We start from the raw sequence: 24,616 nt of genomic DNA, 5'->3' as shown, positions 1-24,616 counted from the left end.
AACATCCCACCAATATAGCTCTTCCTAACAGTCGCGTTAAGCGAAGAGCCAAACCAACTGGGTTTGGCTTTTTTTGTCGACTGAATTGCGGAAAAGTAGGTGGAGTGCTAGAAAAGTAGTGAAAAAATAGCCAAATTGTTAAAGTACTGTCGGACGTTGGACGATAATTAACTTCTCTAACGTTTGAATTGGGCATATAGCTCAGTTGGCTAGAGCGCAGCTCTGATAAAGCTGAGGTCCCTGGTTCGAATCCAGGTATGCCCAGGAAAAAATGGTGGTAAACACCCACAACAATATGTTGTGTAGTTCTTTGAAATATTGACCAGACCTAGAGTGGCGAAAGTCTTCGGAAGTGAAAGCTTCTGTAGTACCGCGATGACACAACGGGGATGTAGCTCAGCTGGGAGAGCGCCTGATTTGCATTCAGGAGGCCAGGGGTTCAATCCCCCTCATCTCCATTCAGCTTCCAACCATATAAATAGATTGGAAGCAGTGCAACATCACCGAATGAATCGCGAAAAAAAAAAAGACGAAAAAATAATAAAAATAAAGTGGCCAACTAGGAAACTGGTTATAAGATATTTTCTCTCGCTGAATGAGTTTCTTCATCAGAAACTCAAAAAGTGAAGAAAACACCGAAGTATAAGGCTTGGGTGGCTCTGGCTTAAATAGATTCGCGAAAGTGGAACTGGTTAGGTTAGAGTATAGTTCTTTGACAATTAGGTAAGGGTATAAGTTGCATCCAAACGACTGATGCTCAAAGTTTGCTGGCAACAGCAAATAAAAAGCACCGGTTAGTGGATATAGCAAGATTTGAAAGATTTTAGAGCCTTTAGAATTGAGCGAACGAAAAGATCGTTAATTTACCTGATGCGTAATGCACATCAGGCTAGATTTGGCAGTCTTGGAATCAAGGAAAACATGATGATATGCGAATATCAAAGTGTGGACTAAGAGGAAAAGAAAAGTGTGGCCAAGCTAGTAAGGGCGTGTGGGGGATGTCTTGGCACTAGAAGGCGTAAAGGCGTGGAAGACTGCGAAAAGCTCGGGGAAGCTGTCAAACAAGTAATGAACCCGAGATTCCTGTGCAAACCCAGGGAACTGAAACATCTAAGTACCTGGAGGAAAAGAAAGCAAAAGCGACTCCGTCAGTAGCGGCGAGCGAAAGCGGAATAGCCCAAACCGGAGGGACATCTCTCCGGGGTTGTAGGACCTCATTTAGGACCTGATATGCTAGTCGAACTGGTTGGAAAACCAGACCATAGGGGGTGATAGTCCCGTAGACGAAAGTGTAGAGGGCCGAGGGGTATCCTGAGTAGGACCGGACACGTGAAACCCGGTCTGAAGCGGGGAGGACCATCTCCCAAGGCTAAGTACTCTCTAGTGACCGATAGTGAACAAGTAGCGCGAGCGAAAGATGGGAAGAACCCCGACAAGGGGAGGACACTGAACCTGAAACCACATGCCTACAAGCGGTAAGAGGACTAGTCCCGCAAGGGAATGTCTGATTGCGTGCCTTTTGCATAATGATCCGGCGACTTACCGTAATCGGCAAGGTTAAGTGCTTATGGCACGTAGCCAGAGTGAAAGCGAGCCTGAATAGGGCGTTAAGTCGACTGCGGTAGACGCGAAACCACGTGAACTACGCATGGCCAGGATGAAGGAGCGGTAACACGCTCTGGAGGACCGAACTCACTAGTGTTGAAAAACTAGGGGATGAGCTGTGTGGAGGATTGAAAGTATCATCAAACGTGGAGATAGCTCGTTCTCTCCGAAATAACTTTAGGGTTAGCGTTCGGATAGTTGGCAATGGGGGTAGAGCTACTGAAATCGAATGGGGGGCTACCCGCCTACCCATCGATACCAAACTCCGAATACCATTGTACAAGTCTGAGCAGTTAGACGGCGGGGGATAAGCTTCGTCGTCGAGAGGGAAACAACCCAGATCATCCGCTAAGGCCCCCAAATCATACTCAGTGCGAAAGGAAGTTGGAATCCTAAGACAGCCAGGATGTTGGCTTAGAAGCAGCCACCATTTAAAAAGTGCGTAATAGCTTACTGGTCGAGGGTTCCTGCGCCGATAATGAACGGGACTTAAGTATGATGCCGAAGCGATGGGTGCAGTAATGCACGGTAGGAGAGCGTAGCCATTGGGATGAAGCGATACGGATGACGCGTCGTGGACTGATGGTTAGTGATTATGCCGGAATGAGTAACGATAAAACAGGTGAGAATCCTGTTCGCCGAAAGCCTAAGGTTTCCTGGGGAAGGTAAATCCGCCCAGGGTTAGCCGGAGCCTAAGTCAAGGCCGAAAGGCGTAGACGATGGACAGCAGGTTAATATTCCTGCGCTCCTTACACATTATGGGACGCTGATGCGGAAAACATAAGACTTATTAGATTGTCTCAGGACGTTTATGTTTCCGATTTGTTTGAAGTGTCAGCCAAGAAAACCGTGTAAGAACCGTACCATAATCCGACACAGGTAGGCGAGATGAATATTCTAAGGCGCTCGAGAGAAAGCTCGTGAAGGAACTCTGCAAATTTACTCCGTAACTTCGGGAAAAGGAGTGCCCACTATGTGGGTCGCAGTGAAATGGGTCTAGCGACTGTTTATTAAAAACACAGGACTGTGCAAACACGTAAGTGGAAGTATACAGTCTGACGCCTGCCCGGTGCTGGTAAGTCAATGAAGGGGGTTAGCGTAAGCAAAGCTCACAACATAAGCTCCAGTAAACGGCGGCCGTAACTATGACGGTCCTAAGGTAGCGAAGTTCCTTGTCGGGTAAGTTCCGACCTGCATGAATGGCGTAACGACTGGACCACTGTCTCCACGAGCTACTCGGTGAAATTGTAGTCGTCGTGAAGATGCGACGTACCCGCAGTTAGACGGAAAGACCCCGTGAACCTTAACTGTAGGATAGTATTGGGTTTAGACCCAACATGCGTAGTGTAGCTGGGAGACTGTGACCGGGAGCCTTCGGGTTCTCGTGAGTCGTCAATGAAACACCAGCCTTGTTGTGTTTGAATTCTAACATGTGTTACAACCACGTGAACAGTGCTATCTGGGCAGTTTGATTGGGGCGATCTCCTCCTAAAAGGTAACGGAGGAGCCCAAAGGTATCCTCAGCCCGGTTGGCAATCGGGCAAAGAGCGTAAAGGTATAAGGATGCTTGACTGCGAGACCGATAGGTCGAGCAGGGACGAAAGTCGGGCTTAGTGATCCGGTGGTTTCTGAATGGAAAGGCCATCGCTCAACAGATAAAAGGTACTCCGGGGATAACAGGCTTATCTCCTCTGAGCGTCCATAGCGGCGAGGAGGTTTGGCACCTCGATGTCGGCTCATCGCATCCTGGGGCTGGAGAAGGTCCCAAGGGTTTGGCTGTTCGCCAATGAAAGCGGTACGCGAGCTGGGTTTAGACCGTCGTGAGACAGGTCGGTCCCTATCTGCTGCGGGCGTAGGAAACTTGAGAGGCTTCTTTCCTAGTACGAGAGGATTGGAAAGGACATACCTCTGGTGTGCCAGTTGTCACGCTAGTGGCATCGCTGGGTAGCTACGTATGGAATGGATAAACGCTGAAAGCATATAAGCGTGAAACTTCCCTCAAGATTAGGTTTCCTTCTGTAAAGTGAAGACCCCCGACAGATCATCGGGTATATAGGCCGGGTGTGTAAGTTCAGCAATGGATTTAGCTAACCGGTACTAACGGTCGATCGCTTTGCCACACTTTTCTTTTTCTCAAAGTTTAGTGGCTCATAAAATCGTTTAACTATTAACCCTTACTTTATTGTACCAAGCCTTTGCGTATTCCCGGTGAGTATACCCTGATGGTCACACCCGTTCCCATTCCGAACACGGCCGTTAAGCATCTGGGGCCGATGATAGTGCTTTCAGCGCGAAAATAGGTCATTGCCGGGTTTTATATTTGAGCCCGTGGTTTATACCACGGGCTTTTTTTACGCGCACTTCGCAACTTTTCACCACCTGATTTTTTCTGTACCTGATCGTGCCAGTTCTCTGACCCCTGGTCCTATGATGCGGAACCTGGCAATCGCAACCACCCATTGCGTCCATCCTGCCAGATTGAACCGTTTTCAATTGTTTGGAACTTGTACTGATTTTTTTCTCGACATTCGCTTTCAGTTGATAAAAACTAACTTGTAAGATCATTTCTGCCAATCAGATATGTCCGGGGGTTCAGATCAATGATGTCTGCCAGAATTGTGGGCGTGTTGCCCTTCATCACATTCATCTCGCTGATATGCAGTTGCAGTGAAACGAAAAAACCGAAAGCGGAACTCCCACCCCCGATTGTGACTGTTGCGGCACCGATTTTGAAAGAAGTAACCCAGTACGAATACTTTACTGGCAGAACGGAAGCAATCCAGAAAGTAGAAATCCGTGCCAAAGTTACTGGCTATTTGAAAGAGATTTACTTTGATGCTGGCACCGAAGTGACGGAAAACAAGCTGTTATTTGAAATTGATCCCGAACCATTCAATGTTGCCCTGTCTCAGATGGAAGCAGAAGCGGGAGTGCTTCAGACTCGCCTGAAGCGATTAACCGATGAAGTCGCCCGAATGGAGCCAGGTCGCAAAACAGGGGCTGTTTCCATTAATGAATTCGAGAAATCGCTGGGCGATAAAAATGAAACGGCGGCGAATCTGGAAGTGACCAAGGCGAAAATTGAAGATGCAAAACTGAATATCAAATATGCCAAAATCAACAGTCCGATTAATGGGCGGATTGGCGACAAACTGGTTACCAAAGGGAACCTTGTCATGGGTGGGGCAGGTAACACCACCCTCTTGACCACAATTCTCTCAGTAGATCCCATTCATGTCGCATTCGATATGGATGAAAACACCCTCCAGCGGCTGCAGGCGGCAATTCGTTCTGGCAAATTAACACCAAAAGAACATAATGAAATTACTGTGCAGCTTGGCTTGGCCATTGATGAAAATGAATATCCGATGACCGGGAAAGTACAGTTCATTGATAATCAGGTCGACCCTACTACGGGAACGATCCGTTTCAAAGCAGAGTTTGCGAATCCGAAAGACGGTTTGAAAGGCCGAGTGCTGACGCCGGGGATGTACGCTCGTGTTCGGATACCAATTGGTGCCCCACAATCGGCGGTACTCATCCCTGAATCGGCCATCGGTTCGGATCAGAGCACCAAATTCATTTACTTGATCGGCGACGAAAACAAAGCCGTTCGCGTCAATGTGCAACTGGGGATTCAGGATGGTGACATGCGGGTCATTGAATCGATCCAGGTTAATGGTTCGGCGAAGCGGCCATTAACAGTGAATGACAAGGTGGTCATCAATGGCTTACAACGTGTTCGCCCCGGTCTGGTGGTAGAACCTAGCAGCAAATAACCCTAATCTCCCAAGCCTCATTCGAGCGAATCAGGAGCCTTCATGTCCGGGTTTTCGAAGTTTTTTATTGATCGACCGATCTTCGCCGGGGTAATTTCGATTGTCATTGTGCTGATTGGTGGGATCGCCTTGCCCGCCCTGCCAATTGCACAATATCCGGAAATCGCCCCACCCACCGTGCAGGTGACCTGCATCTATCCTGGTGCCAATGCGAAGGTGGTGGCAGAAACCATCGCCTCCCCCATTGAGCAGCAGGTTACTGGTGTGGAGAACATGCTGTACATGTCTTCGCAAAGCACCAACGATGGCACCTATACGCTTACCGTCACCTTTGATCTGGGCACCAATCTGGATGATGCCCAGGTGCAGGTGCAGAATCGCGTGAATCTTGCCCTGCCCAGCCTGCCAGATGTGGTGAAACAGACGGGGGTCAGTGTCAAGAAACGATCCCCAAGTATTTTGCTGGTGGTGAATCTGTTTTCGCCGGATCAATCGAAAGATCAGCTCTATTTAAGCAATTATGCCACGATCAATATTCAGGATGAACTGAAACAGATTGCGGGTGTGGGCGACGTTTCGATGTTCGGCCAACAGGATTATTCGATGCGGGTCTGGCTGGATCCGGAAAAAGTGGCTTCCAGGAATCTGACGGTTGTTGATATTTCTAATGCCCTGAAGGAACAGAACGTGCAGGTGGCTGCAGGTTCACTCGGCCGCCCACCAGTACCGAAAGGACAAGCATTTCAGTATACGTTAAGTACTCTGGGGCGGTTGCAAACTCCGGAACAGTTCGGCAATATCATTATTGCCACCGGCAGCGATGGGCAGGTAACCCGCCTCCGCGATGTTGTCTCGCCCCAACGCGAAATTACCGATGCCAGCGGCAATCAACGCACGATTGGCTTCATTGAACTGGGTGCCAAAAACGAAGATACCAGTTGTTTTCTGGATGGCAGCCCATCGGTGGGGCTGGCCATCTACCAGCAACCTGGCTCGAACGCACTCACCACGGCCGAATTGCTGAAGGCACGCATGGAAGAATTGCAGGAAAATTTTCCAGATGGCGTGAAATATTCCATTGTGTACGACACCACCCCGTTTGTGGAAGAATCGATTGCCGAGGTGGTCCACGCCCTGCGGGATGCCATTATTCTGGTGGGGATTGTGGTGCTGGTTTTCCTGCAGACCTGGCGGGCTACCCTGATCCCACTGATTGCGGTGCCGGTGGCGATTATCGGCACCTTCGCCGTGATGGCGGGATTGGGATTCAGTCTGAATAATCTCTCATTATTAGGGTTGGTGCTTGCCATCGGGATTGTGGTGGATGATGCCATTGTGGTGGTAGAAGCGGTAGAGCACCACATTGAACATGGGATGTCGCCGAAAGAGGCTACCAGACGGGCGATGGATGAGGTAGCTGGCCCCATTGTGGCTATTTCGCTTGTTCTGATGGCGGTATTTATCCCATGCTTGTTCATTTCGGGTATTACGGGCCAGTTTTTCCAACAGTTTGCCGCCACGATTGCAGTTTCTACCTTTTTCTCCGCGGTAAACTCGCTGACCCTGAGTCCCGCACTGTGCAGTTTGCTTTTGAAGCACAAATCGGAACAGAAAGACCCCCTGAGTCGGCTGGTGCGGCTGGTATTCGGCAAATTTTTCCAGCTTTTTAATGCCCTGTTCGATCGTGGTACTCACGGCTATGCGTGGGTGGTGAAATGGTTGTTGCGGTTGTTCCTGATCGGGCTGTTGGTGTATACCACGTTGCTCTTCCTGACCTATCGAGGCTTAACCAGCACCCCAGTTGGCTTTGTTCCGGTGCAGGATAAGGGCTATCTGCTGGTGAATATTCAATTGCCCGACGCTGCCTCGCTGGAACGCACCAAGCTGATTGCCAGCGAAGTGGACAGAATTGCCCGTGGGGACAAGAATAATCCTGAAAAATATCCGGGTATTGAAGGAATCACCCACACGATCAGTATTCCGGGTTTTTCGGTATTACAAAGTGCGAACGGTTCCAATTTCGCCACCTTTTTCGTTATCCTGGATGATTTCCACCACCGAAATCGGCCCGACCTGAGTGCGGATGCGATCGCACAAAAACTGCGAGTTGCTTGTTTTCGCAACATCGAAGGTGCGGTGGTGGGCGTTTTTGGTGCCCCACCAGTCGACGGGGTGGGCAGTGCCGGTGGTTTCAAAGTGATGGTGCGTGACCGTGCCGACCAGGGGCTGCCCGCATTGCAGGGTGCTGCCGAGGCATTGTCTTTCGCTGGAATGCAGGACCCCGGGATTCTGGGAATGTCCAGCCCACTGCGGACCAATACTCCTCAACTGTTTGTGGATGTAGACCGCACCAAATGCAAGTCGCTTGGGGTGCCGCTTTCCGATGTGTTTATGACCTTACAGGTGTATCTGGGTGGCTATTATGTGAACGATTTTAATCAGTTCGGCCGCACCTGGCAGGTCAATCTGCAGGCCGATGCCGAAAAACGTCTGCGACCGGAACAGGTGGGCCAGCTCAAGGTGCGGAATTCCCAAGGCAAAATGGTCCCACTGTCCAGTTTGGTTAATATTCAGCCGATCGGCGGGCCGGTGATGGTCACAAGGTACAATGGGGTGAACGCCGCTGCCATCAATGGTGCCACCGTACCTGGCCTCAGTTCCGGCGAAATGATTGCCACCGTGGAAGGTGCTGCGGAACAAACCCTCCCACAGGGGATGGAAATTCAGTGGACGGAGCTGACCCTGCTGCAAATTCTGGCAGGAAACACCGCCCTGATTGTCTTTGCCATTTCCGTGGTGCTGGTTTATCTGCTGCTTGCCGCACAATATGAGAGTTTACGGCTGCCATTTGCGGTGATTCTGGTGGTGCCGATGTGCCTGCTGTGTGCCATCACGGGCGTTGTGGTGGTGAAATCTGACATGAATATCTTTGTGCAGATTGGATTTGTGGTGCTGGTGGGGCTGGCCAGCAAAAACGCGATTCTGATTGTGGAGTTTGCCAAGGAACGCCGCGAGCATGGCCTGAGTGCCTTCGATGCTGCGGTGGAAGCCTGTCGGATGCGCTTACGCCCCATCCTGATGACATCGTTTGCATTCATCCTGGGGGTGATTCCACTGGTGATGGCAGAGGGGGCCGGTTCCGAAATGCGTGCAATTCTGGGAGTTACGGTGTTCGCCGGAATGCTAGGCGTAACAATCTTCGGCATCTTCCTGACACCGATCTTCTATTACGTCATTGAACGGATCGGCGAGATCACCGGGTATTCCCACCCCACTCAGCCTGCAGGTGGGGAAAACGAGCAGAACCACGCACAGTAATTGGCAACAATATGAGATTTTGCTCATGAATTTAATCTCATCGATAGATACATCAAGAATTTTCGGGTGAAATGAGCTGATATCGTTCCTTGCAGGCCCCACTGATGACCCGCGAATTTGATTCCCCCTGGAAAGAGACGCTGGAAAATTATCTGCCCGACATTTTCGAGATTCTCTTCCCACAGTGGTACCCCACGTTTGACTGGGCGAAAGGATTTCGCTCATTGGATACCGAATTACGTACCCTTTTACCCGATTCCGACTCAGGGATGGTGCGTGCGGACGCACTGTTCGAGGTGTACGATTTGGAGCACGCCGGCCAGACCGTGACCATTTTCATCCATTTTGAGGTTCAGGCACAGCAGGATGACCGATTTCCCGCACGGATGGCGGAATATTACTGGCGGATTCGCCAGAAATATGGCCTGAACGTGTCCAGTTTTGCAATTCTGGCCGATGAGAACCCAAATTGGCGCGTGGATCGCAATATTTTGAGTTGCAAAGGAACGCACAATGAGTTTGTATTTAATTCGGTGAAACTACTTGATTTTGTTGGTCGCATGGATGACTTAACGACCCACCGCAGTCCGGTGGGGCTGATTGTGGCCGCCAGCATTCAAAGTTTGCTGACCCACGGAGTTGCAGAACTTCGCTATGCCGATAAATGCCGCCTGCTCCGGCAACTGATTGAGCGAAAATTAACTGCTGATGAAGTCTGGAATATCATGCGCCTGCTCGATTGGCTGCTAAAATTACCTGATGAGCTGGAAGAAGATTTTAACAAAGTACGATTTGACTTATTGATGGAGAATCAAATGCCATTTGTTACCTCATTTGAAAGACTTGCCGAGAAAAAAGGGATTAAAATCGGCGAAGAGCGGGGCACGGTTCTTGGCCAACGAATCGGGCAAATTCACGCTTTTGAGGAAATTCTCGGCTTGCCGATTACACCTGTAGAAAAGTTGCAGGAGAAAACACTCGACGAATTGGATGGTATGATCACCGAGCTCAAAGCAAAATTGAGCCGCTAAAAACGGGCTGATTGAGCAAAAAACTCTAAATTGCAAATTGAATTACGTTTAAGCTGCCCAAATTGCCTAATTTTCATCATTTCCTAATCAGTGGGTGCTGTAACATCACTTTAATGAGTTTTTTATTTCCTGAAAATAGTCAGGTGCGCTAAGAAAGATGTCCCACTGAATAAGTCGCACGATCGGCATTCCCATGTGGGGAAGTCAGGGGAAGTTTCGCCAAGTGCTGAATCTGGTACCCTTCCACGGAACCAGACGATAAAATGACCGTGCGAGTGCCCAGGTTGGACCTTTACTTCTGAGAAAATTTTCATGTCTATTCTTGAACGAATGGTCGCCCGCGGACAGTTAAGCGATTCGGATTCCAAGCGTGCACTGGAACTGCACAACCAGGAACCGAACCGTGCCCTCCACGAAATCATGATTGAACGTGGGATCGGCAACGAAATGACCGTGCTGGAAGAGGTCGCCTACGAACTGGGCATGGAATTGGTCGATCTCAGCCACACTCGCATTGATCCGGATACCCTTTCGGCGATGCCCACCAAAATGGTGCATCGCAAGGCACTGGTGCCCATTGCCCGCGAAAATGGTTCGCTGGTGGTGGCAATGGCCAATCCCTACGATGTTTATGCCGTTGATGAACTGCAAAATCTCACCGGACTGGAAATCCGCCCAGTGCTGGGCAGCCCACGCGAAATTTCGCGCCTGATCAAACAATATTTCGGCGTGGGTGGGGAAACTGTTACCGCACTGGTGCAGGATAAAGACGAAGTTGAATTGCTGGAAGGGCTGGAAGCAGACGACAGCGACCTTGCGAAACAGGCTCAGGAAGCCTCAGTCGTCAAACTGGTGAACGAAATTCTGATCGAAGCCGCCACCGAACGTGCCAGCGATATTCATATTGAACCGGAAGAGAATGCACTGCGGATTCGCTATCGGATTGATGGTTTGCTCCAAACACAGGTTCTGCCACCGGAAATCAACCGGTTTGCCAATGCCATTATCAGCCGGATCAAAATTATGGCCCGGCTGAACATTGCCGAAAAACGCCTCCCACAGGACGGGCGGATTAAGATGCGGGTGCAGGGCCGCGAGGTGGATGTCCGCGTTTCTATTATTCCGATGATCCACGGTGAAGGGATCGTGATGCGGTTGCTGGATAAAGGCCGGATGGTCTTCAATCTGGCCAACGTGGGGATGTTGCCGGACAATTACAAGAAATTCAAGCAACTGATCGATCTGCCCCACGGTATTGTGCTGGTTACTGGCCCCACTGGATCGGGGAAATCCACCACACTTTATTCTGCACTGAATGAAATTAAAGACGAAGTCACCAAGATTATCACCGTCGAAGATCCCGTGGAATACCAGCAGCCTGGTATCAGCCAGATTCAGACGCACGCCAAAATCGGCCTGACATTTGCCAACGCACTCCGTTCGATTCTGCGGCATGACCCGGACGTGATTCTGATTGGTGAAATGCGGGATCTGGAAACCGCAGAAGCGGCCATTCAATCCTCGCTGACGGGTCACATGGTGTTCAGTACCCTGCACACCAACGATGCCCCAAGTGCCTTCACCCGTCTGATTGACATGGGTGTGGAGCCGTTCCTGGTCGCCAGTACGGTGGAAGGAATTATGGCACAGCGGCTGCTGCGGACGATCTGTTCGGAATGCAAAGTCAGCTATCAGCCTGATCATCCCGATGTCCCACCTGATTTTCCGGGCTTTGACGTGAAACTCCCCGCAGTACCCACGTTATGGAAGGGAACTGGCTGTCGATCGTGCCGTAATTCCGGCTACCGTGGGCGAACAGGCATCCATGAACTGATGTTGAATACCGATGAAATTCGCGATTTAATTGTTCAACGGGCGAACGCGGGGGATATTCGCAAAGCAGCATTGAGAAATGGCATGCGTACCCTGCGACAGGACGGCTGGATGAAGGTGCAGGCGGGCAACACTACCATGGATGAAGTGACTCGCACCACCGCTGGCGATATTTTGAGCTAATTCCTTTGGGGGGCATGCATTATGCCAGATTTTAAATTCGAAGCACTTGCCAGCACTGGCCTGAAGGAAACTGGCGTGCTGACTGCCAGCACCGAACGCGAAGCAGCCAGTATTCTGGATGCCCGTGGGCTGTTCCCCATTCGGGTTTCCCTCTCGAAAGGATCGGTGGTCTCCAACAAAAGCACGGTGCGGGTGGGCAAACGCTACGTTGCCGCGTTTTACTCCCAGCTGGCCGATCTGATCCATTCTGGCGTGCCACTGCTGAAATCGCTGGACGTTTTAACCCGGCAGAGCACCAAACAGCAGTTATCTTTTGCGATTCGCGAGGTGCGTGCAGCGGTTGCCGATGGCACCACGCTCGCTGATGCAATGAACGGCTTTCCGGGTGTCTTCGATGATCTGGCCGTCAGCATGATCCGTGCCGGTCAGGAAGGGGGCTTCCTGGAAGATGTGCTGCGGCGAATTTCGCAGTTTTATGAAAATCAGGAAGATTTACGCTCCAAAGTGGCTGGCTCGCTGGCCTATCCGATTATTCTGGCGGTGATTGGCTCCATCATTCTGGTGGTGCTGATTGTGTTCTTTGTACCCAGGTTCGAAGAGGTATTTGAAAAACTACGCCAGAAAGGCGGCCTGCCCACCATTACCACCTTTGTACTGGGAGTCAGCCGATTTATGGTCTCCTACTGGTACATTGTGCTGGGGATGGGTCTGGCGACTGTTTTCGGATTTTATCGCTGGAAAACCAGTCCCACCGGCAGCATGATGTGGGACAGAATCAAGCTATCCCTCCCACTGGCTGGACCGCTGGTGCGTTCACTGGCTCTGGGTCGGTTTACCCGTATTCTGGGCACACTGCTGGCGAATGGTATTCCGATTGTTCGCTCGCTGCAGATTTCAAAAGATTCCAGTGGCAATAAGGTGCTGGCCGCTGCCATTGAAGAAGCCGCCGAAAATGTGACCGCCGGGGAAAAACTGGCTGGCCCGTTTCGCAAATCGAAATATATCCCCCGCGACATTGTGGAAATGATTGCCGTGGCAGAGGAAAGTAACAACCTGGAGAAGGTGCTTGTCGATATTGCCAATAATCTGGATAAAAGAACCCAACGGAACCTCGAGTTATTTGTGCGATTATTGGAACCTGCCATGTTGCTGGTAATGGCAATGATTGTGGGTGTGGTGGTGGCCGGACTGTTGCTGCCCGTGTTCCGAATGGGCTCCACAGTGTAAGCTGCCACAATGCAAGGTGAAATTAAGCATGTGGAAGAAACTGATCGGCTGTATGACAGCATTTCTGGTGGTCGTTGTGGTGCAGGCTGAAGAGAAATCCGACCTGGAACTGAAACTGGTGGCCAAATCCCCTACGGTTACGGTGGATCTGGGTGGGAAAACATCGGAAGAATACACCAAAGAACTGCAAAAAGATCTGGATGCAGCCAAAAAGGGTGATCCTGTTGTATTGCCAGCACCATTAAAAGTTGAGTTGGAACTGCAAGTCGTGAATACCAGCAAAAAGGATGTCACGATCGGCGTGATGGGGGATGTCAATCAGGTAAATTTCACCGTGAAAGGCCCCTCTGTGCTGACTGGCAGCCCGTTACTGGCCTTTACTACCGATTTTCGTTTGCCGCAGGAAAAAACGCTGAAACCTGGTGAAAGTTACACGATGAAAATTGGCAGCCTGGTCGATGGCTTCCGCGGTGCCAGCAGGATGATTTATCTCACGGAAGCGGGTAAATACACCCTCAGTGCCACCTTTCAACTGGCTGAAGGAGAAGGCAAAGGCCCACTGCTGAAGAGCAATACCGTCGAACTCCTGGTCAAAACCAAGTAAGTATCTGTTCCTGCACCAAGCAAATCAATCGCATCCCAAGCTCTCAATTACTTGGCTCAACATTTCGTGAGTTTTTCTTCACAGTTTCCTTTGAAATCACTGGAGTGCTTCAGCCAATTTTCCGAATGGTTACTGGACTTGCCAAAAAGCGACAGTCATGTTATCCGTCCGAAGTTGCCAGTAAGGAAGAGTTGGGATGAAGAATTTTCTGCGTTTGATCGTTGTGGGATTGGTGGTAAACACGCTGGGTTGCAGTATGTTTGAATCAAACTCCACGCCAAAGCCACCACCGTACGTGGAAGAGTTCCATAATCCGCCTGAAAATTACAAGACAGTCGACCCGATTCGACCCGCAAACGGTCAATACGTGGTGCCAAAGCCAAAAACTTCACCAGGCAGTATGCTCGGTGGGGGGATGCCTGGTGCCGGCCCAGGTTCACCTGGCTTCCAATAAGATTCTGCGAGATTACTTCGCCGGTGGGATTTTCGGCTCTTCGACAGGTGGCTTAGGAACAGGCAGCACGGGCACATCAGGTGCCATGGGTGGACGTGCTGCATCCTTCGGTGGTGCTGGTGGCACTACCTGACCACCCTTCCCGCCATCAAATCCGCGTTCAAAACCACGCTGAAAACCCTGTTGAAAGCCTCGATCAAAAGCTTCATCTTCAATGGTTGGTACGGCTGGGCGTGCCTGGTTGAAAAATACCACCGGGGGTGCCGCAGGTGGCACCACAATAAAGGGATTCGGTCGAAACGCATACCACGGCACAATGAATGGATTGTAATAGTTGTAGTGGTAGTGAAAGTAGGTTGGCCGCAGCACAAACGTGGGGCCAAACGTCTGATAGGCTTCGTACCGATACAGGTAGCCAAACGGCGACGTTCGATACACAAAGCGATAGTTATAGCCCGGCCCAATAAATACCTGGGCAGATGCCACCGTATCGATCGTCAGCAACACTGCAATTGCAAAAACAAGTTTCCTGAACATCGTGCTACTCCTATGCTGCATCGAATTGATCGCACTGGGCCTGAAATCCCCACATCAGGTGCGGCAAAATCGTGTCAATCGTTATTATGGCACAATTCTACATGAATTCGATCTCGTTCATCCCCAAAAAGGTTCTCAAAATCACTACAAGTAGAAACGTAATTACAGGTATTTCGTTTGAAAAAATGTCAAAAATGAGAAAATTAACGCAAAATTTCATTTATTCAGGCGAGAATCTGGATCAGAACCAAAATGTGGCAACATTCGTAATATCTAGTAATACAATGTATTACAGTGATGATGGAGTTTTTGCCATGCTGGAACTATGCCTGCTGCTGATGTTCAGCACCCACAGAACTGGGTGTCATCCCACTGCGGAACTTGTCAGGGCTTTCGCAGATGAACGGGCTGTTTACCGGCGGGGCTACACTGCAGAACTGGTGGTGTTTGAACAGGGCAGGCAGTGGAACGGCCGACTGATTGTGACGCACGATGGGGTAATTTATCTGGAGCACCTGCCGGAACAGCTTGCCCAGCGAATCCGTGCCGCACTGGTGCTACCTTCCCGCACGGTGAACGGCTGGAATTCCCGCCAGAATGCAGCACCAGTAGTTCGCTACGCAGCCCACGGCAGGCACCGCGTGGTACGTGAAATCGAGGCACCTGATTTTCATTTGCAGGTGATTGCCGTACGCACCTGCAACAGGTAGGAAGGTCGGGTCAATCGCAGGCAACACTATTTCTTTGGCTTATCAATGAAGAAGCCTGGTTGAACATAATACGTCTGGGTAGTGCCCTGGCGTTCCACTTCCAAGATTCCCGCATCCCACACTACGGTGGAACGCATCTGGCGCCGCAGATCGGCTTCGCTGGAAATCGAAAAACCATTCATTGTGCGAATCTTGTCCCCGGTACGAAAAGATTTGGCCATGAAACTATCCTTGGCTAGTTCTGTAATCACCACCTTGCCCTCTTTGTCTGTTACTTTCAGCCCCACCTCATCAAGGGAGAAGAATTTAACTAATTGAGAAGGAACTTTGGAGTTTTGATGGATGAAGTTCTTATTCAATTTCTCTGAATCAGGTCCTGTTGTCTGTTTCCCAGAGTAAATGCAGAAGGCATTATGATCAATAAATGGAAACACTTGTGATGATAAATTACATTCGCCACTACAAAAAATCAGGCTCGTGCCTGCAATTCCTACATTGCATGTAAAGTTGCCATTGGCGATAACAACACCACTAAAAGCATGTCCAAATTTGGCCCCGACTGCGAGAGCAGAAGTGTTGAAGGTAATCAACGCATCACCATCGAGGATCAGTAAGCTATTTTTAACTTCGTGAAGCGCCATATCACTATTGGACAATAACACGGACTGCACAAGATGAGAACAGGGATTGTTCGGTCCAGCATCCGCTACTTCAACAAGAGATTTAGTAGAAAGAATTTTGCTGTCGATAATTAAACGAGAATCAGGCAATTTACTCCCAAGTGTATGGAAGTACGTATCAGATAACCTGCTATCATCCAGTGAATCTCCGATAACTGACTTTTGCTTAGTTAGTTGATTGAGTGTTTTAGCTGAATTCAGGTAAGATAATTGCTTAATAAATATTTTCTTTTGCTGATTGACATTATAGTAATTTTGCAATTGTGTAATCAGTGACAAGCAGATTTCATTAGTTGAGGAATCGATTGTTTGATGCACATCATTGTTGCTTGTAATGTCGGCGAGTTCGATAAAAAAGTCAATGCGTTTTTCTCGCCGCCACTGGTCCTTGAGCTTTATTAAAGTATCTTTACGGTTTGTATTGTAATGATGGAAGTGATTTTTATAAATAGATCGAATTTCATGATTGTTTGACTCGTAAATCAGCTTTCTTAGCAATGGCACCCATTCAGGATGTGCTGACAGAGTCTTGGTAACTTCAGCTTCTTTGCTTGGAAACAGTTTAGACAAAGCAACATTCTCTTGCCACTCTTTAAACTTACTATCTGCTGTAACAATTTTTGCTTGACAGAAAGCAAGTTTGGTTGAACATAGTAAGAAAACGATTAAAGTTACCTGCATTGGCAGCCTAAGTGCCAGGAAATTCAATCTTGTCGCCGTATCTCTCCAGGTCATTTATTTCTACTCCAGCTACATTAGGCCAAAAAGCAAGCAATACAATCTGCAGTGCATGGCCGTTGATTGTAACAGTTTAATAGACATAATCTGCAGAGAATGGTAAATTCAATGCTTCCGAAGCGACCAATAGATCGCCATCGAGATTAAAATGGCCCCAATCGATACCGAGATCAGTAGAAAAGCCACCATTGGCAATCACAATACAACGAGCGTTTGAATGCGCTGTTTTGCCACCAAAACCATCCGGCCGACTAGCAAGGCATACATTTCCGTTGCTGATAATAAATGAATCAACTACTTCATGCAAATGATTCGATATGATCGTACAGGAAACATAAACTGAGTCAACTAAGTACGCGCCAGTTGTCGAAGTCCGTTCTACATCAAGACCGAGTTAATTCTTTTGGAGTGGATTGTGGATATCAACGTGAGTGACGTTAATGGGTATAATTAAGAAATTCCCTTACTCGCACTGTGAGCCATGAAGGGGGCTGGGAGATCAGGCTGGCAGGTTTTTTCAACCAGTGATTTCGCCGTAACCTTCTTCATTGAAGCCCACGTACATGGTTTTCCCAACGATGGCTGTGGGGGCACGCAGATTGCCCGTTGGCCCAATCAGGTGAGCTAGCAGAGTCTCTTCATCGGTGGTTTTCAGGGGCAGCACTTCCAGCTTTTTCCCTTTCATCGCAACGACTTTGCTTACTTTTTTCGTCAGTTCCAGGGCATCTTCCGGCCCATACTTCTGCTTGTTGGCAATCACCACTTCGCCAATTTTCACCGCAGCACCATCCAGAAAAGCCATTGCCTTTTTGCAGGTAGTACACCCTTTCCGCTCGTACAACCAGTCAATCTTCTTTGCCATGTTCCTTTCTCGTGAAAATTCTGTCTCAGTTCATTCTAGTTGGCGGATATTTTCCAGTTCCAGCGGTTCAATTTGAAAGTGATTGTTGTTTCTGGCGTCCATTCCGGGTAGCATTTCAGCTATGGGCACTTTGTGCAAACCGTTCGCCCACCTGCCGAAAACTGTTCACTTAACAAAAAGGTCACAGAAAGATGGAACAACCAATCATGAATCGAAGACAAGTCCTGCAAACCCTTACTGCAACAGCACTTGCAGCACCTGCGGTATTTCGCCAGCATGCGACGGCAGCTCCCAGCGATACCGTCTATCATGCCAGCTTCGGTGCCGATGGGATGGCCTACGCCGACCTTTCCTCGCTGGCAGGCAGCAAAAATCTGAAACTGGTTGCTGTGGCAGAAGTCGATACGAACCGCCTTGCCAAAGTGAAAAAGCAGTTCCCCGATGTGAAAGTGTATGCCGATTGGCGGGAACTGCTCGATAAGGAAAAGAATCTGACATCGTGCAACATTTCCACGCCCGACCATATGCACGCACCGATCACGATGCGGGCCATGCACCAGGGACTGCATGTTTACACCCAAAAGCCTTTGACGCAAACGATTTACGAAGCACGCCGCCTGCGGGAAGTGGCAACGGAGAAGAAACTGGTTACCCAGATGGGGATTCAGATTCACTCCCACGCTGTACACCGCACCGTGGTTGCAACCATTCAGGCGGGTGCGATTGGCAAAGTGAAGGAAGTGCACAGTTGGAGTGGTAAGCAATGGGGCGACGCCGCACCAAAGCCAGATAAGAAAGATCCTGTTCCAGCAAACTTGAATTGGGATTTGTGGCTGGGTGTTGCTGCAGAACGCCCCTTCATTGGTGGCAGTTATTACCACCCAGGCAACTGGCGGAAACGCCTCGACTTCGGTACGGGCACGTTTGGCGACATGGGCTGCCACATTCTCGATCCGGTGTTCGCTTCAACGGCAGTGACCAACCCCACCAGTGTGGTTTCCACGGGTGATGCCCCCAATGAATATAACTGGGGTTTGAATGTGCAGGTGAAATACACATTCGCAGGCAGCCAATACACCACCGATACCGTGGTGATCAACTGGTACAACGGCAAAAACCGCCCACCCGCGGAAGTGGTGCAGCTTCTGGGCAAACGGACGCTGAACGATCAGGGTTCGATCTATATTGGTACCGAAGGGGTGCTTTATTCACCTTATATCGGTGCACCGATTTTATTGCCCACGGAGAAGTTTGCAGAATACAAGATCCCTAACCAGGATGGCCAGAACCATTACCTGCAGTTTGTGGAAGCGGTTCGTGGGAATGGAAAAACGTCTGCACCGTTTGAATATTCCGGCCCACTGACAGAAGCGGTGCTGCTGGGTTGCCTGTCCACCCGCTTCAAAGGCGAAACACTGGAATGGGTATCGGATAAACTGCAGATCAAGAACAACGCAAAAGCGACTGCCATGGTAAAACGGGATTATCGTAAAGGCTGGGAAGTGGAAGGGTTGTAAGAAGAAAAAACTGTTTAGCTGGCCCCATCGCCCGATTCTTCCCGCTGACCCACCACGCAAAGACTTGCTTTCAGGAAATCGCGGTTGAGTTGGGCAATAAACTTCACGCCAATTCCTTTCGGGCAGGCTGCTTCACATTCATACTGATTGGTGCAGTGGCCAAAGCCTTCTTCATCGTGTACGGCCAGCATTTTCAATGCACGGTCGCGGCGTTCTGCCTGACCTTGTGGCACACTGCCAAGGTGCACCACTTTGGCAGCCACAAACAACATGGCGGAAGCATTCTTGCAGCTTGCCGCACAGGCACCACAACCAATGCAGGCGGCAGCGTCCATGGCGGTTTCCGCAGATTCCTTGGGAATCGGCAGGTTGTTGGCATCTCGGGCCCCACCGGTGTTTACGGAAACGTAACCACCAGCCTGGATGATACGGTCGAATGATGAGCGATCGGTCACCAGATCCCGCACCACGGGAAATGCCGCAGCACGCCATGGTTCAATCCAGATTTCTTCACCGTCGGAAAACTTTCGCATGTGAAGCTGGCAGGCGGTGGTGCCTTTTTCTGGCCCGTGGGCCATGCCATTGATCATCATGGCACAAGAACCACAAATTCCTTCGCGACAATCGTGGTCGAAGGCGATTGGTTCTTTCCCCTGACGAATCAACTCTTCGTTCACTTCATCCAGCATTTCCAGAAATGACATGTCCTCGCTGACGTTGGTCGCCTTGTAGGTTTCCATTGCACCAGGAGATTTGGCATCCTGTTGTCGCCAGACATGTAGAGTTAGGTTCATGACGATGCACTTCTCTTTATCGAAAGGTTAAGTGAATTACTTGTAAGATCTCAACGATGGCTGGACAACTTCCCAATTCAGTGGTTCTGTATTGCGGACAGGGTCTTTCTTGAAGCCTGAATATTCCCAGGCAGCCACATGGCTGTAATGTTCATCATCGCGGGCGGCTTCGCCATCACCCTGCTGATATTCTTCGCGGAAGTGCCCCCCACACGATTCTTCGCGGGTCAGAGCATCCAATGCCAGCAGTTCGCCAAACTCCAGAAAATCTGCCACCCGACCTGCCCGTTCCAGTGCCTGGTTCAAATTGGCATCGGTGCCAGGGACGTTCACCGAATGCCAGTATTCTTCGCGCAGATCCTGCAGGCGTTTGACCGCAGACTCACACGATTGCCGTGTGCGGGACATGCCCACGTTGTCCCAGAGAACTTTGCCCGCTTCGCGGTGGAACTCAATGGCGGTTTTCTTCCCACCAATGGATAGCAGTTTCTTGATCTGTTCTGCCTGTTCCTGTTCACATTTGAGGAATTCAGCATGGTCGGTGGGCAACACTTCTTTCTTCGCGCCAGCAAAGTAGTTGCCAATCGTGTAGGGAAGGATGAAGTAACCATCGGCCAGCCCCTGCATCAGTGCGGAAGCCCCCAGGCGGTTGGCACCATGGTCGGAGAAGTTGGCTTCCCCAATCACGAACAGTCCTTCGATATTGGACATCAGGTTATAATCGACCCATAGCCCGCCCATTGTGTAGTGGAGTGCGGGGTAAATCCGCATTGGCTGGGTGTAGGCATTTTCGCCAGTAATCCGCTCGTACATTTCGAACAGATTGTCGTACCGCTCTTTGACTTTGGTGGCACCATCTCGCTTGATGGCGTCGCGGAAATCGAGGTAAACACCCCGTCCACCGGGACCAACGCCCCGCTGCTCGTCGCAGACGCGTTTTGCAGCACGACTGGAGACGTCGCGTGGGGCAAGATTGCCGAAGCTGGGGTAGATTCGTTCCAGATAGTAGTCGCGGTCGCCTTCCGGAATGTCGTTCGGGTGCTTGCCGACATCACCAGGAGATTTTGGCACCCAGACGCGGCCATCGTTCCGCAACGATTCGCTCATCAGGGTCAATTTCGACTGATGGTCGCCCGCCACCGGAATACAGGTGGGGTGAATCTGCGTGTAACAGGGGTTGGCAAACGTGGCACCCCGTTTGTACGCACGGAAGGTGGCGGTAACGTTGCAGCCCGCTGCGTTGGTGGACAGGTAGTAGGCGTTGCTGTAGCCTCCCGTGGCCAACACTACGGCATCTGCACTGTAACTGCTTATCTGGCCAGTAGTTAGGTCTCGTACGACGATCCCGCGTGCCCGGCCGTCGACCACCACCAGATCCAGCATTTCGGTGCGTGGGTGCATTTTCACTTTGCCATAACCGACCTGACGGGACAGGGCCTGGTATGCACCCAGCAAGAGCTGTTGGCCAGTCTGCCCACGGCAATAGAACGTTCGGGAGACCTGAGCCCCACCGAAGGAGCGATTGGTCAGCAGGCCACCATAATCGCGGGCAAATGGGACACCCTGGGCGACGCACTGATCGATGATATTGACCGATACTTCCGCGAGGCGATACACGTTTGCTTCGCGGGCACGGAAATCGCCACCTTTAATCGTATCATAAAACAACCGTTTGATACTATCGCCGTCATTCTGGTAATTTTTTGCGGCGTTGATCCCACCCTGGGCGGCGATGGAGTGGGCTCGGCGTGCAGAATCCTGAAAGCAGAACGCATGCACCTGATAGCCTAATTCCGACAGCGTGGCTGCAGCGGAGGCACCTGCCAAACCGGTACCCACAACAATCACCGAAAACTTTCGTTTATTGGCTGGGTTGACCAGTTTGGACTGAAACTTGTAATTGGTCCATTTTTGCTCGATCGGACCAGAAGGAACCTTAGAGTCGAGCTGAATCATCACGTTACCCGTTATTTCGAAAGTTAAAGCAAAGTATCATTCGCCAGCATGGTAAACCAGCGGCACTAGTTTTTGGACGGCACGCTAATCATCTGAACGGTTTCAGGTTTGTGCACATACACGCCTTTACCGTATTCTTCCATCTGCCCTGTCCAGACAGCCACCACAATGGCAGAGTTGCCTAACAGAATCAACCCAGCAATTCCGAGGGCAATTTTGCGGATGGTGGGCTGAATACGCGGGGTATTCAGGCCGAGAGTCTGGAATACACTGGCAATTCCGTGCTGCAGGTGCAGAAACAGGAAAACCTGTGCCACCAGATAGAGAATCGCGATCACTGGATTACTGAAACCGTGAATCACCATCGTATATACATCACGCAGACCCGACTGGTCGGTAATTTCCAGGTAATTGGCTTCCACCAGTTTCAGGCTGGTTTTTTCCGTGGCCATCGTGGTCGACACCCAGCCGAAGGTAAAGTGGGCCAGATGGAACAGCACGAACAGCAGGATCACTGCGCCGGTCCAGGGCATAATTTTGCTGCTGACTGGTGCCTGAATCGTACGTTCAAACTGATATTTGACTGGGCGGGCCAGCACCGATCGGCGTTTCAGGCTGAGTGCCAGGTACAGGTGAAGCACAAACACGACCAGCAGGCCGATTCGGGCCACCCAGAGCAGTGGGCCAAAACTTTGCAGGAAAGCGGCATACTCATTAAGTGCATCGCGACCGGCAAAAATCTTCAGATTCCCCACCAGGTGGGCAATGACGAAGCCAGTCAAAGCCATCCCGGTAACGGCAGTCGTCGCTTTCGCACCAATGGAACTGGTGAAAAATGGTCGAAGCCAATCCCAGATCCCCTTGCCACTGGGGGAGAAGTTAGCTGGTGTTAATCGTTTCGTGGGTGACGCGGAAGACATTTCTTCGTTTGATCCCGTGAATAAATTGCGGAAAAGGCTTAACTAAGAGTATCTTAGGGAAGCAAACTCAGAATCGGCCATAAATAAAGTTTGCCCCAGCCCTGGTTTTAGCAAAGTTTGTGGATTTCACAAAACTACAATGATATTACCCGTAACCATTGTGGAGGATTAACATGAAGCGGCTACAATTTCTGGCAATTGTAATACTTGGTATTACCAGTAGGGCCCACGCACAGGAGGCTAAGCCCGGCCCCAAAGATACCGAAAAGCGGTACAGTTTTAAGCGAATTCACGATCCCAATGGTATTGGCAAGTTCTATATGGACCGTGAAATTGCCCACGTGATGGGGCATGCTGCCGCCAGTTGGCTGGAACGGCCAGAGCGGGAAGAGGAAGAAAATCCTAAAAAACTGCACGCAGAATTGAAGTTAAAGCCCGGCATGGTGGTCGCCGACATTGGTGCGGGCAGTGGTTACCACTCGTTTCGCATGGCCGAAGCGGTGGGAGCCAAAGGAAAAGTCTATGCGGTGGATATCCAGAAAGAGATGCTGGATATCATCCGCAAACGGATGAAAGAAACCGGTGTTACCCAGATTGAACCGGTCATGGGTGAAATCGCGGATCCCAAATTACCGGAAAATGCGGTCGACCTCTGCCTGATGGTAGATGTTTACCACGAGTTTGAGTTTCCGTATGAAATGGCAGCGAAACTGGTTTCCTGCCTCAAACCAGGTGGGAAGCTGGTTTTTGTGGAATATCGCCTCGAAGACCAGAAAGTTCCGATTAAACTGGTGCACAAAATGAGTGAACGTCAGGTAATTAAGGAAATGTCCGCTTTTCCGGAAATGAAGCACGCAGGCACATCAAAAGTCCTGCCATGGCAGCACATCGTTACATTTGAGAAAAAAGCGAAATAAAAGGAAAGTTTGGGTGCATGTTACCAGCCGCACCAACTGAGCAGAGTTGAAGGGCATGAACGATGATGTGAACTGGTACATCACTGATCGCCAGGGGTCGATGCCTGACCTGCTCAATGATAGGTGTTTTACGCAGTTCACCGGCATCAACGAATGCATGGCAATAAACATGACAAGTTTTTATCTGGATCAATTGCATGCGGCCAAAACACATCTGTTGGCTCGGGGAGTGGTATTTGCGTCTGGCATGCTGGAGAATGAATTGCAGTCGGTTGAGGCACGGTTCTCGTTTAGATTTCCACCAGACTTAAGAGTTTTCTTACAGTGGGGGCTTCCGATAGGGACTCGCTTTCCCGATTGGCGAGATCCAGACGAATTTGTTTTCGACAGACTTCGTTGGCCTGCGGAAGGAATTTATATTGACATCAGAAACCAAGTTTTCTGGTGGTCAGAGTGGGGGGATAGGCCACAAAACGTTCAGGAGGCAGTTGAACTTGCATCTTCACGTCTCAGCCAACTCCCCCCTCTGATCCCGATTTATGGTCATTCCTATATACCGAGCGAGCCAAATGCGGAAGAGAACCCTGTTTTTTCCATCCATCAGGCGGATGTGATTCATCGAGGCCGGAATCTTGCTGAGTATCTTTTGTGGTCACACCACGACCAAACTGATCCGACCATTGAAGATCGCTATCCAGTCTTCGATGATAGTTATAAGGTCATTCCATTCTGGACTGACTTGGCCATGCAAAATTATTCGTAACCTCCGTTTGTTCGTTCGGGAGCGCAATGGACAAAGTAGCCTAACTTGCACCATTGGCTCACAAAGTACAGAAACACAAACCGCGTTTAACAGGAAAATTCCTTCGCTAACGCTACAGGCTTGTTGTGTCCCATTTTTTCCTTCGTGGCTTGCGTGATAGTACTGTCAGAAATTCTTAAACCCAATTT

The 24,616-nt window shown here is 50.1% G+C and carries 18 protein-coding genes, 2 tRNA genes and 2 rRNA genes; 15 read left to right on the top strand and 7 right to left on the bottom strand.

The features are described 5' to 3' along the window. The first annotated feature begins 190 nt into the window (after window positions 1-190). From R3B84_23475 to R3B84_23425, 11 genes are all read left to right on the top strand, one after another. Window positions 191-264 (top strand) — tRNA-Ile (locus R3B84_23475). 121 nt (window positions 265-385) lie between these two features. Further along, window positions 386-458, top strand: a tRNA-Ala gene (locus tag R3B84_23470). A 513-nt stretch (window positions 459-971) separates the two neighbouring features. Further along, window positions 972-3,725: ribosomal RNA gene (locus R3B84_23465) — 23S ribosomal RNA — on the top strand. A gap of 84 nt (window positions 3,726-3,809) precedes the next feature. Next, window positions 3,810-3,918 (top strand): 5S ribosomal RNA (gene rrf / locus R3B84_23460). Window positions 3,919-4,205: 287 nt separating this feature from the next. Next, window positions 4,206-5,384: an efflux RND transporter periplasmic adaptor subunit gene (locus R3B84_23455; GenBank protein MEZ6143536.1), complete on the top strand. Its 1,179-nt coding sequence runs from the start codon at window positions 4,206-4,208 to the stop codon at window positions 5,382-5,384. Between the two features lie 42 nt (window positions 5,385-5,426). After that, on the top strand, window positions 5,427-8,702 hold the full coding sequence (locus tag R3B84_23450) for a multidrug efflux RND transporter permease subunit (GenBank protein MEZ6143535.1): 3,276 nt from the start codon (window positions 5,427-5,429) through the stop codon (window positions 8,700-8,702). 104 nt (window positions 8,703-8,806) lie between these two features. Further along, entirely contained in the window at window positions 8,807-9,733 is a 927-nt protein-coding gene (locus R3B84_23445) for a hypothetical protein (protein ID MEZ6143534.1), read from the top strand. A 312-nt stretch (window positions 9,734-10,045) separates the two neighbouring features. Continuing rightward, complete coding sequence (gene gspE, locus R3B84_23440; GenBank protein MEZ6143533.1) at window positions 10,046-11,749, top strand: type II secretion system ATPase GspE; 1,704 nt, start codon at window positions 10,046-10,048, stop codon at window positions 11,747-11,749. Between the two features lie 21 nt (window positions 11,750-11,770). Continuing rightward, entirely contained in the window at window positions 11,771-12,976 is a 1,206-nt protein-coding gene (locus tag R3B84_23435; GenBank protein MEZ6143532.1) for a type II secretion system F family protein, read from the top strand. Window positions 12,977-13,004: 28 nt separating this feature from the next. Next, a complete protein-coding gene (locus R3B84_23430) occupies window positions 13,005-13,580 on the top strand; it encodes a hypothetical protein (GenBank protein ID MEZ6143531.1) in 576 nt (191 codons plus the stop codon). Window positions 13,581-13,776: 196 nt separating this feature from the next. After that, window positions 13,777-14,034 carry a hypothetical protein gene (locus tag R3B84_23425; GenBank protein ID MEZ6143530.1) on the top strand — a complete coding sequence of 86 codons (258 nt, stop codon included), beginning with the start codon at window positions 13,777-13,779 and terminating at the stop codon, window positions 14,032-14,034. 12 nt (window positions 14,035-14,046) lie between these two features. Here R3B84_23425 and R3B84_23420 read toward each other — a convergent pair whose 3' ends face one another. Continuing rightward, on the bottom strand, window positions 14,047-14,571 hold the full coding sequence (locus R3B84_23420) for a hypothetical protein (GenBank protein MEZ6143529.1): 525 nt from the start codon (window positions 14,569-14,571) through the stop codon (window positions 14,047-14,049). 314 nt (window positions 14,572-14,885) lie between these two features. On the opposite strand from R3B84_23420, the gene R3B84_23415 reads away from it, so the two are divergent. Next, complete coding sequence (locus R3B84_23415) at window positions 14,886-15,281, top strand: hypothetical protein (GenBank protein MEZ6143528.1); 396 nt, start codon at window positions 14,886-14,888, stop codon at window positions 15,279-15,281. 26 nt (window positions 15,282-15,307) lie between these two features. On the opposite strand, the gene R3B84_23410 is transcribed toward R3B84_23415, so the two are convergent. The 3 genes from R3B84_23410 to R3B84_23400 all read right to left on the bottom strand — a co-directional run bounded on the left by R3B84_23410 (window position 15,308) and on the right by R3B84_23400 (window position 17,561). Next, window positions 15,308-16,696, bottom strand: coding sequence for a hypothetical protein (locus R3B84_23410; GenBank protein MEZ6143527.1), 1,389 nt, complete (start codon window positions 16,694-16,696; stop codon window positions 15,308-15,310). Window positions 16,697-16,772: 76 nt separating this feature from the next. Continuing rightward, the gene (locus tag R3B84_23405) at window positions 16,773-17,006 is read right to left on the bottom strand and encodes a hypothetical protein (protein ID MEZ6143526.1); all 234 of its coding nucleotides are present in this window, start codon (window positions 17,004-17,006) and stop codon (window positions 16,773-16,775) included. Window positions 17,007-17,216: 210 nt separating this feature from the next. Then, complete coding sequence (locus R3B84_23400; protein ID MEZ6143525.1) at window positions 17,217-17,561, bottom strand: ArsC family (seleno)protein; 345 nt, start codon at window positions 17,559-17,561, stop codon at window positions 17,217-17,219. Window positions 17,562-17,767: 206 nt separating this feature from the next. Between R3B84_23400 and R3B84_23395 the strand changes: the two genes are divergently transcribed. Beyond that, window positions 17,768-19,078, top strand: a complete 1,311-nt coding sequence (locus tag R3B84_23395; GenBank protein ID MEZ6143524.1) for a Gfo/Idh/MocA family oxidoreductase — start codon at window positions 17,768-17,770, stop codon at window positions 19,076-19,078. A 14-nt stretch (window positions 19,079-19,092) separates the two neighbouring features. Here R3B84_23395 and R3B84_23390 read toward each other — a convergent pair whose 3' ends face one another. The 3 genes from R3B84_23390 to R3B84_23380 all read right to left on the bottom strand — a co-directional run bounded on the left by R3B84_23390 (window position 19,093) and on the right by R3B84_23380 (window position 22,748). Next, window positions 19,093-19,872 (bottom strand): succinate dehydrogenase/fumarate reductase iron-sulfur subunit, encoded by a 780-nt coding sequence (locus tag R3B84_23390; GenBank protein MEZ6143523.1) that lies wholly within the window; start codon window positions 19,870-19,872, stop codon window positions 19,093-19,095. A 36-nt stretch (window positions 19,873-19,908) separates the two neighbouring features. Then, on the bottom strand, window positions 19,909-21,828 hold the full coding sequence (locus R3B84_23385) for a fumarate reductase/succinate dehydrogenase flavoprotein subunit (GenBank protein MEZ6143522.1): 1,920 nt from the start codon (window positions 21,826-21,828) through the stop codon (window positions 19,909-19,911). Between the two features lie 65 nt (window positions 21,829-21,893). Next, window positions 21,894-22,748 carry a succinate dehydrogenase cytochrome b subunit gene (locus R3B84_23380; protein MEZ6143521.1) on the bottom strand — a complete coding sequence of 285 codons (855 nt, stop codon included), beginning with the start codon at window positions 22,746-22,748 and terminating at the stop codon, window positions 21,894-21,896. Window positions 22,749-22,921: 173 nt separating this feature from the next. Between R3B84_23380 and R3B84_23375 the strand changes: the two genes are divergently transcribed. Both R3B84_23375 and R3B84_23370 read left to right on the top strand, forming a co-directional pair. Next, window positions 22,922-23,665, top strand: a complete 744-nt coding sequence (locus R3B84_23375) for a class I SAM-dependent methyltransferase (GenBank protein MEZ6143520.1) — start codon at window positions 22,922-22,924, stop codon at window positions 23,663-23,665. A gap of 55 nt (window positions 23,666-23,720) precedes the next feature. Continuing rightward, window positions 23,721-24,428 carry a hypothetical protein gene (locus tag R3B84_23370; protein ID MEZ6143519.1) on the top strand — a complete coding sequence of 236 codons (708 nt, stop codon included), beginning with the start codon at window positions 23,721-23,723 and terminating at the stop codon, window positions 24,426-24,428. Window positions 24,429-24,616 lie beyond the last annotated feature (188 nt).

This window comes from Zavarzinella sp. (assembly GCA_041399155.1).
In the GTDB taxonomy this organism is placed as follows: Bacteria; Planctomycetota; Planctomycetia; order Gemmatales; family Gemmataceae; genus JAWKTI01.
This window is presented reverse-complemented; position numbering and strand designations above follow the sequence as displayed.

Coding starts and splice junctions, on each gene's coding strand:
- R3B84_23455 (MEZ6143536.1), top strand. CDS start 4,206: ATGATGTCTGCCAGAATTGTGGGCGTGTTGCCCTTCATCACATTCATC.
- R3B84_23450 (MEZ6143535.1), top strand. CDS start 5,427: ATGTCCGGGTTTTCGAAGTTTTTTATTGATCGACCGATCTTCGCCGGG.
- R3B84_23445 (MEZ6143534.1), top strand. CDS start 8,807: ATGACCCGCGAATTTGATTCCCCCTGGAAAGAGACGCTGGAAAATTAT.
- gspE (MEZ6143533.1), top strand. CDS start 10,046: ATGTCTATTCTTGAACGAATGGTCGCCCGCGGACAGTTAAGCGATTCG.
- R3B84_23435 (MEZ6143532.1), top strand. CDS start 11,771: ATGCCAGATTTTAAATTCGAAGCACTTGCCAGCACTGGCCTGAAGGAA.
- R3B84_23430 (MEZ6143531.1), top strand. CDS start 13,005: ATGTGGAAGAAACTGATCGGCTGTATGACAGCATTTCTGGTGGTCGTT.
- R3B84_23425 (MEZ6143530.1), top strand. CDS start 13,777: ATGAAGAATTTTCTGCGTTTGATCGTTGTGGGATTGGTGGTAAACACG.
- R3B84_23420 (MEZ6143529.1), bottom strand. CDS start 14,571: ATGTTCAGGAAACTTGTTTTTGCAATTGCAGTGTTGCTGACGATCGAT.
- R3B84_23415 (MEZ6143528.1), top strand. CDS start 14,886: ATGCTGGAACTATGCCTGCTGCTGATGTTCAGCACCCACAGAACTGGG.
- R3B84_23410 (MEZ6143527.1), bottom strand. CDS start 16,696: ATGACCTGGAGAGATACGGCGACAAGATTGAATTTCCTGGCACTTAGG.
- R3B84_23400 (MEZ6143525.1), bottom strand. CDS start 17,561: ATGGCAAAGAAGATTGACTGGTTGTACGAGCGGAAAGGGTGTACTACC.
- R3B84_23395 (MEZ6143524.1), top strand. CDS start 17,768: ATGAATCGAAGACAAGTCCTGCAAACCCTTACTGCAACAGCACTTGCA.
- R3B84_23390 (MEZ6143523.1), bottom strand. CDS start 19,872: ATGAACCTAACTCTACATGTCTGGCGACAACAGGATGCCAAATCTCCT.
- R3B84_23385 (MEZ6143522.1), bottom strand. CDS start 21,828: ATGATTCAGCTCGACTCTAAGGTTCCTTCTGGTCCGATCGAGCAAAAA.
- R3B84_23380 (MEZ6143521.1), bottom strand. CDS start 22,748: ATGTCTTCCGCGTCACCCACGAAACGATTAACACCAGCTAACTTCTCC.
- R3B84_23375 (MEZ6143520.1), top strand. CDS start 22,922: ATGAAGCGGCTACAATTTCTGGCAATTGTAATACTTGGTATTACCAGT.
- R3B84_23370 (MEZ6143519.1), top strand. CDS start 23,721: ATGAACGATGATGTGAACTGGTACATCACTGATCGCCAGGGGTCGATG.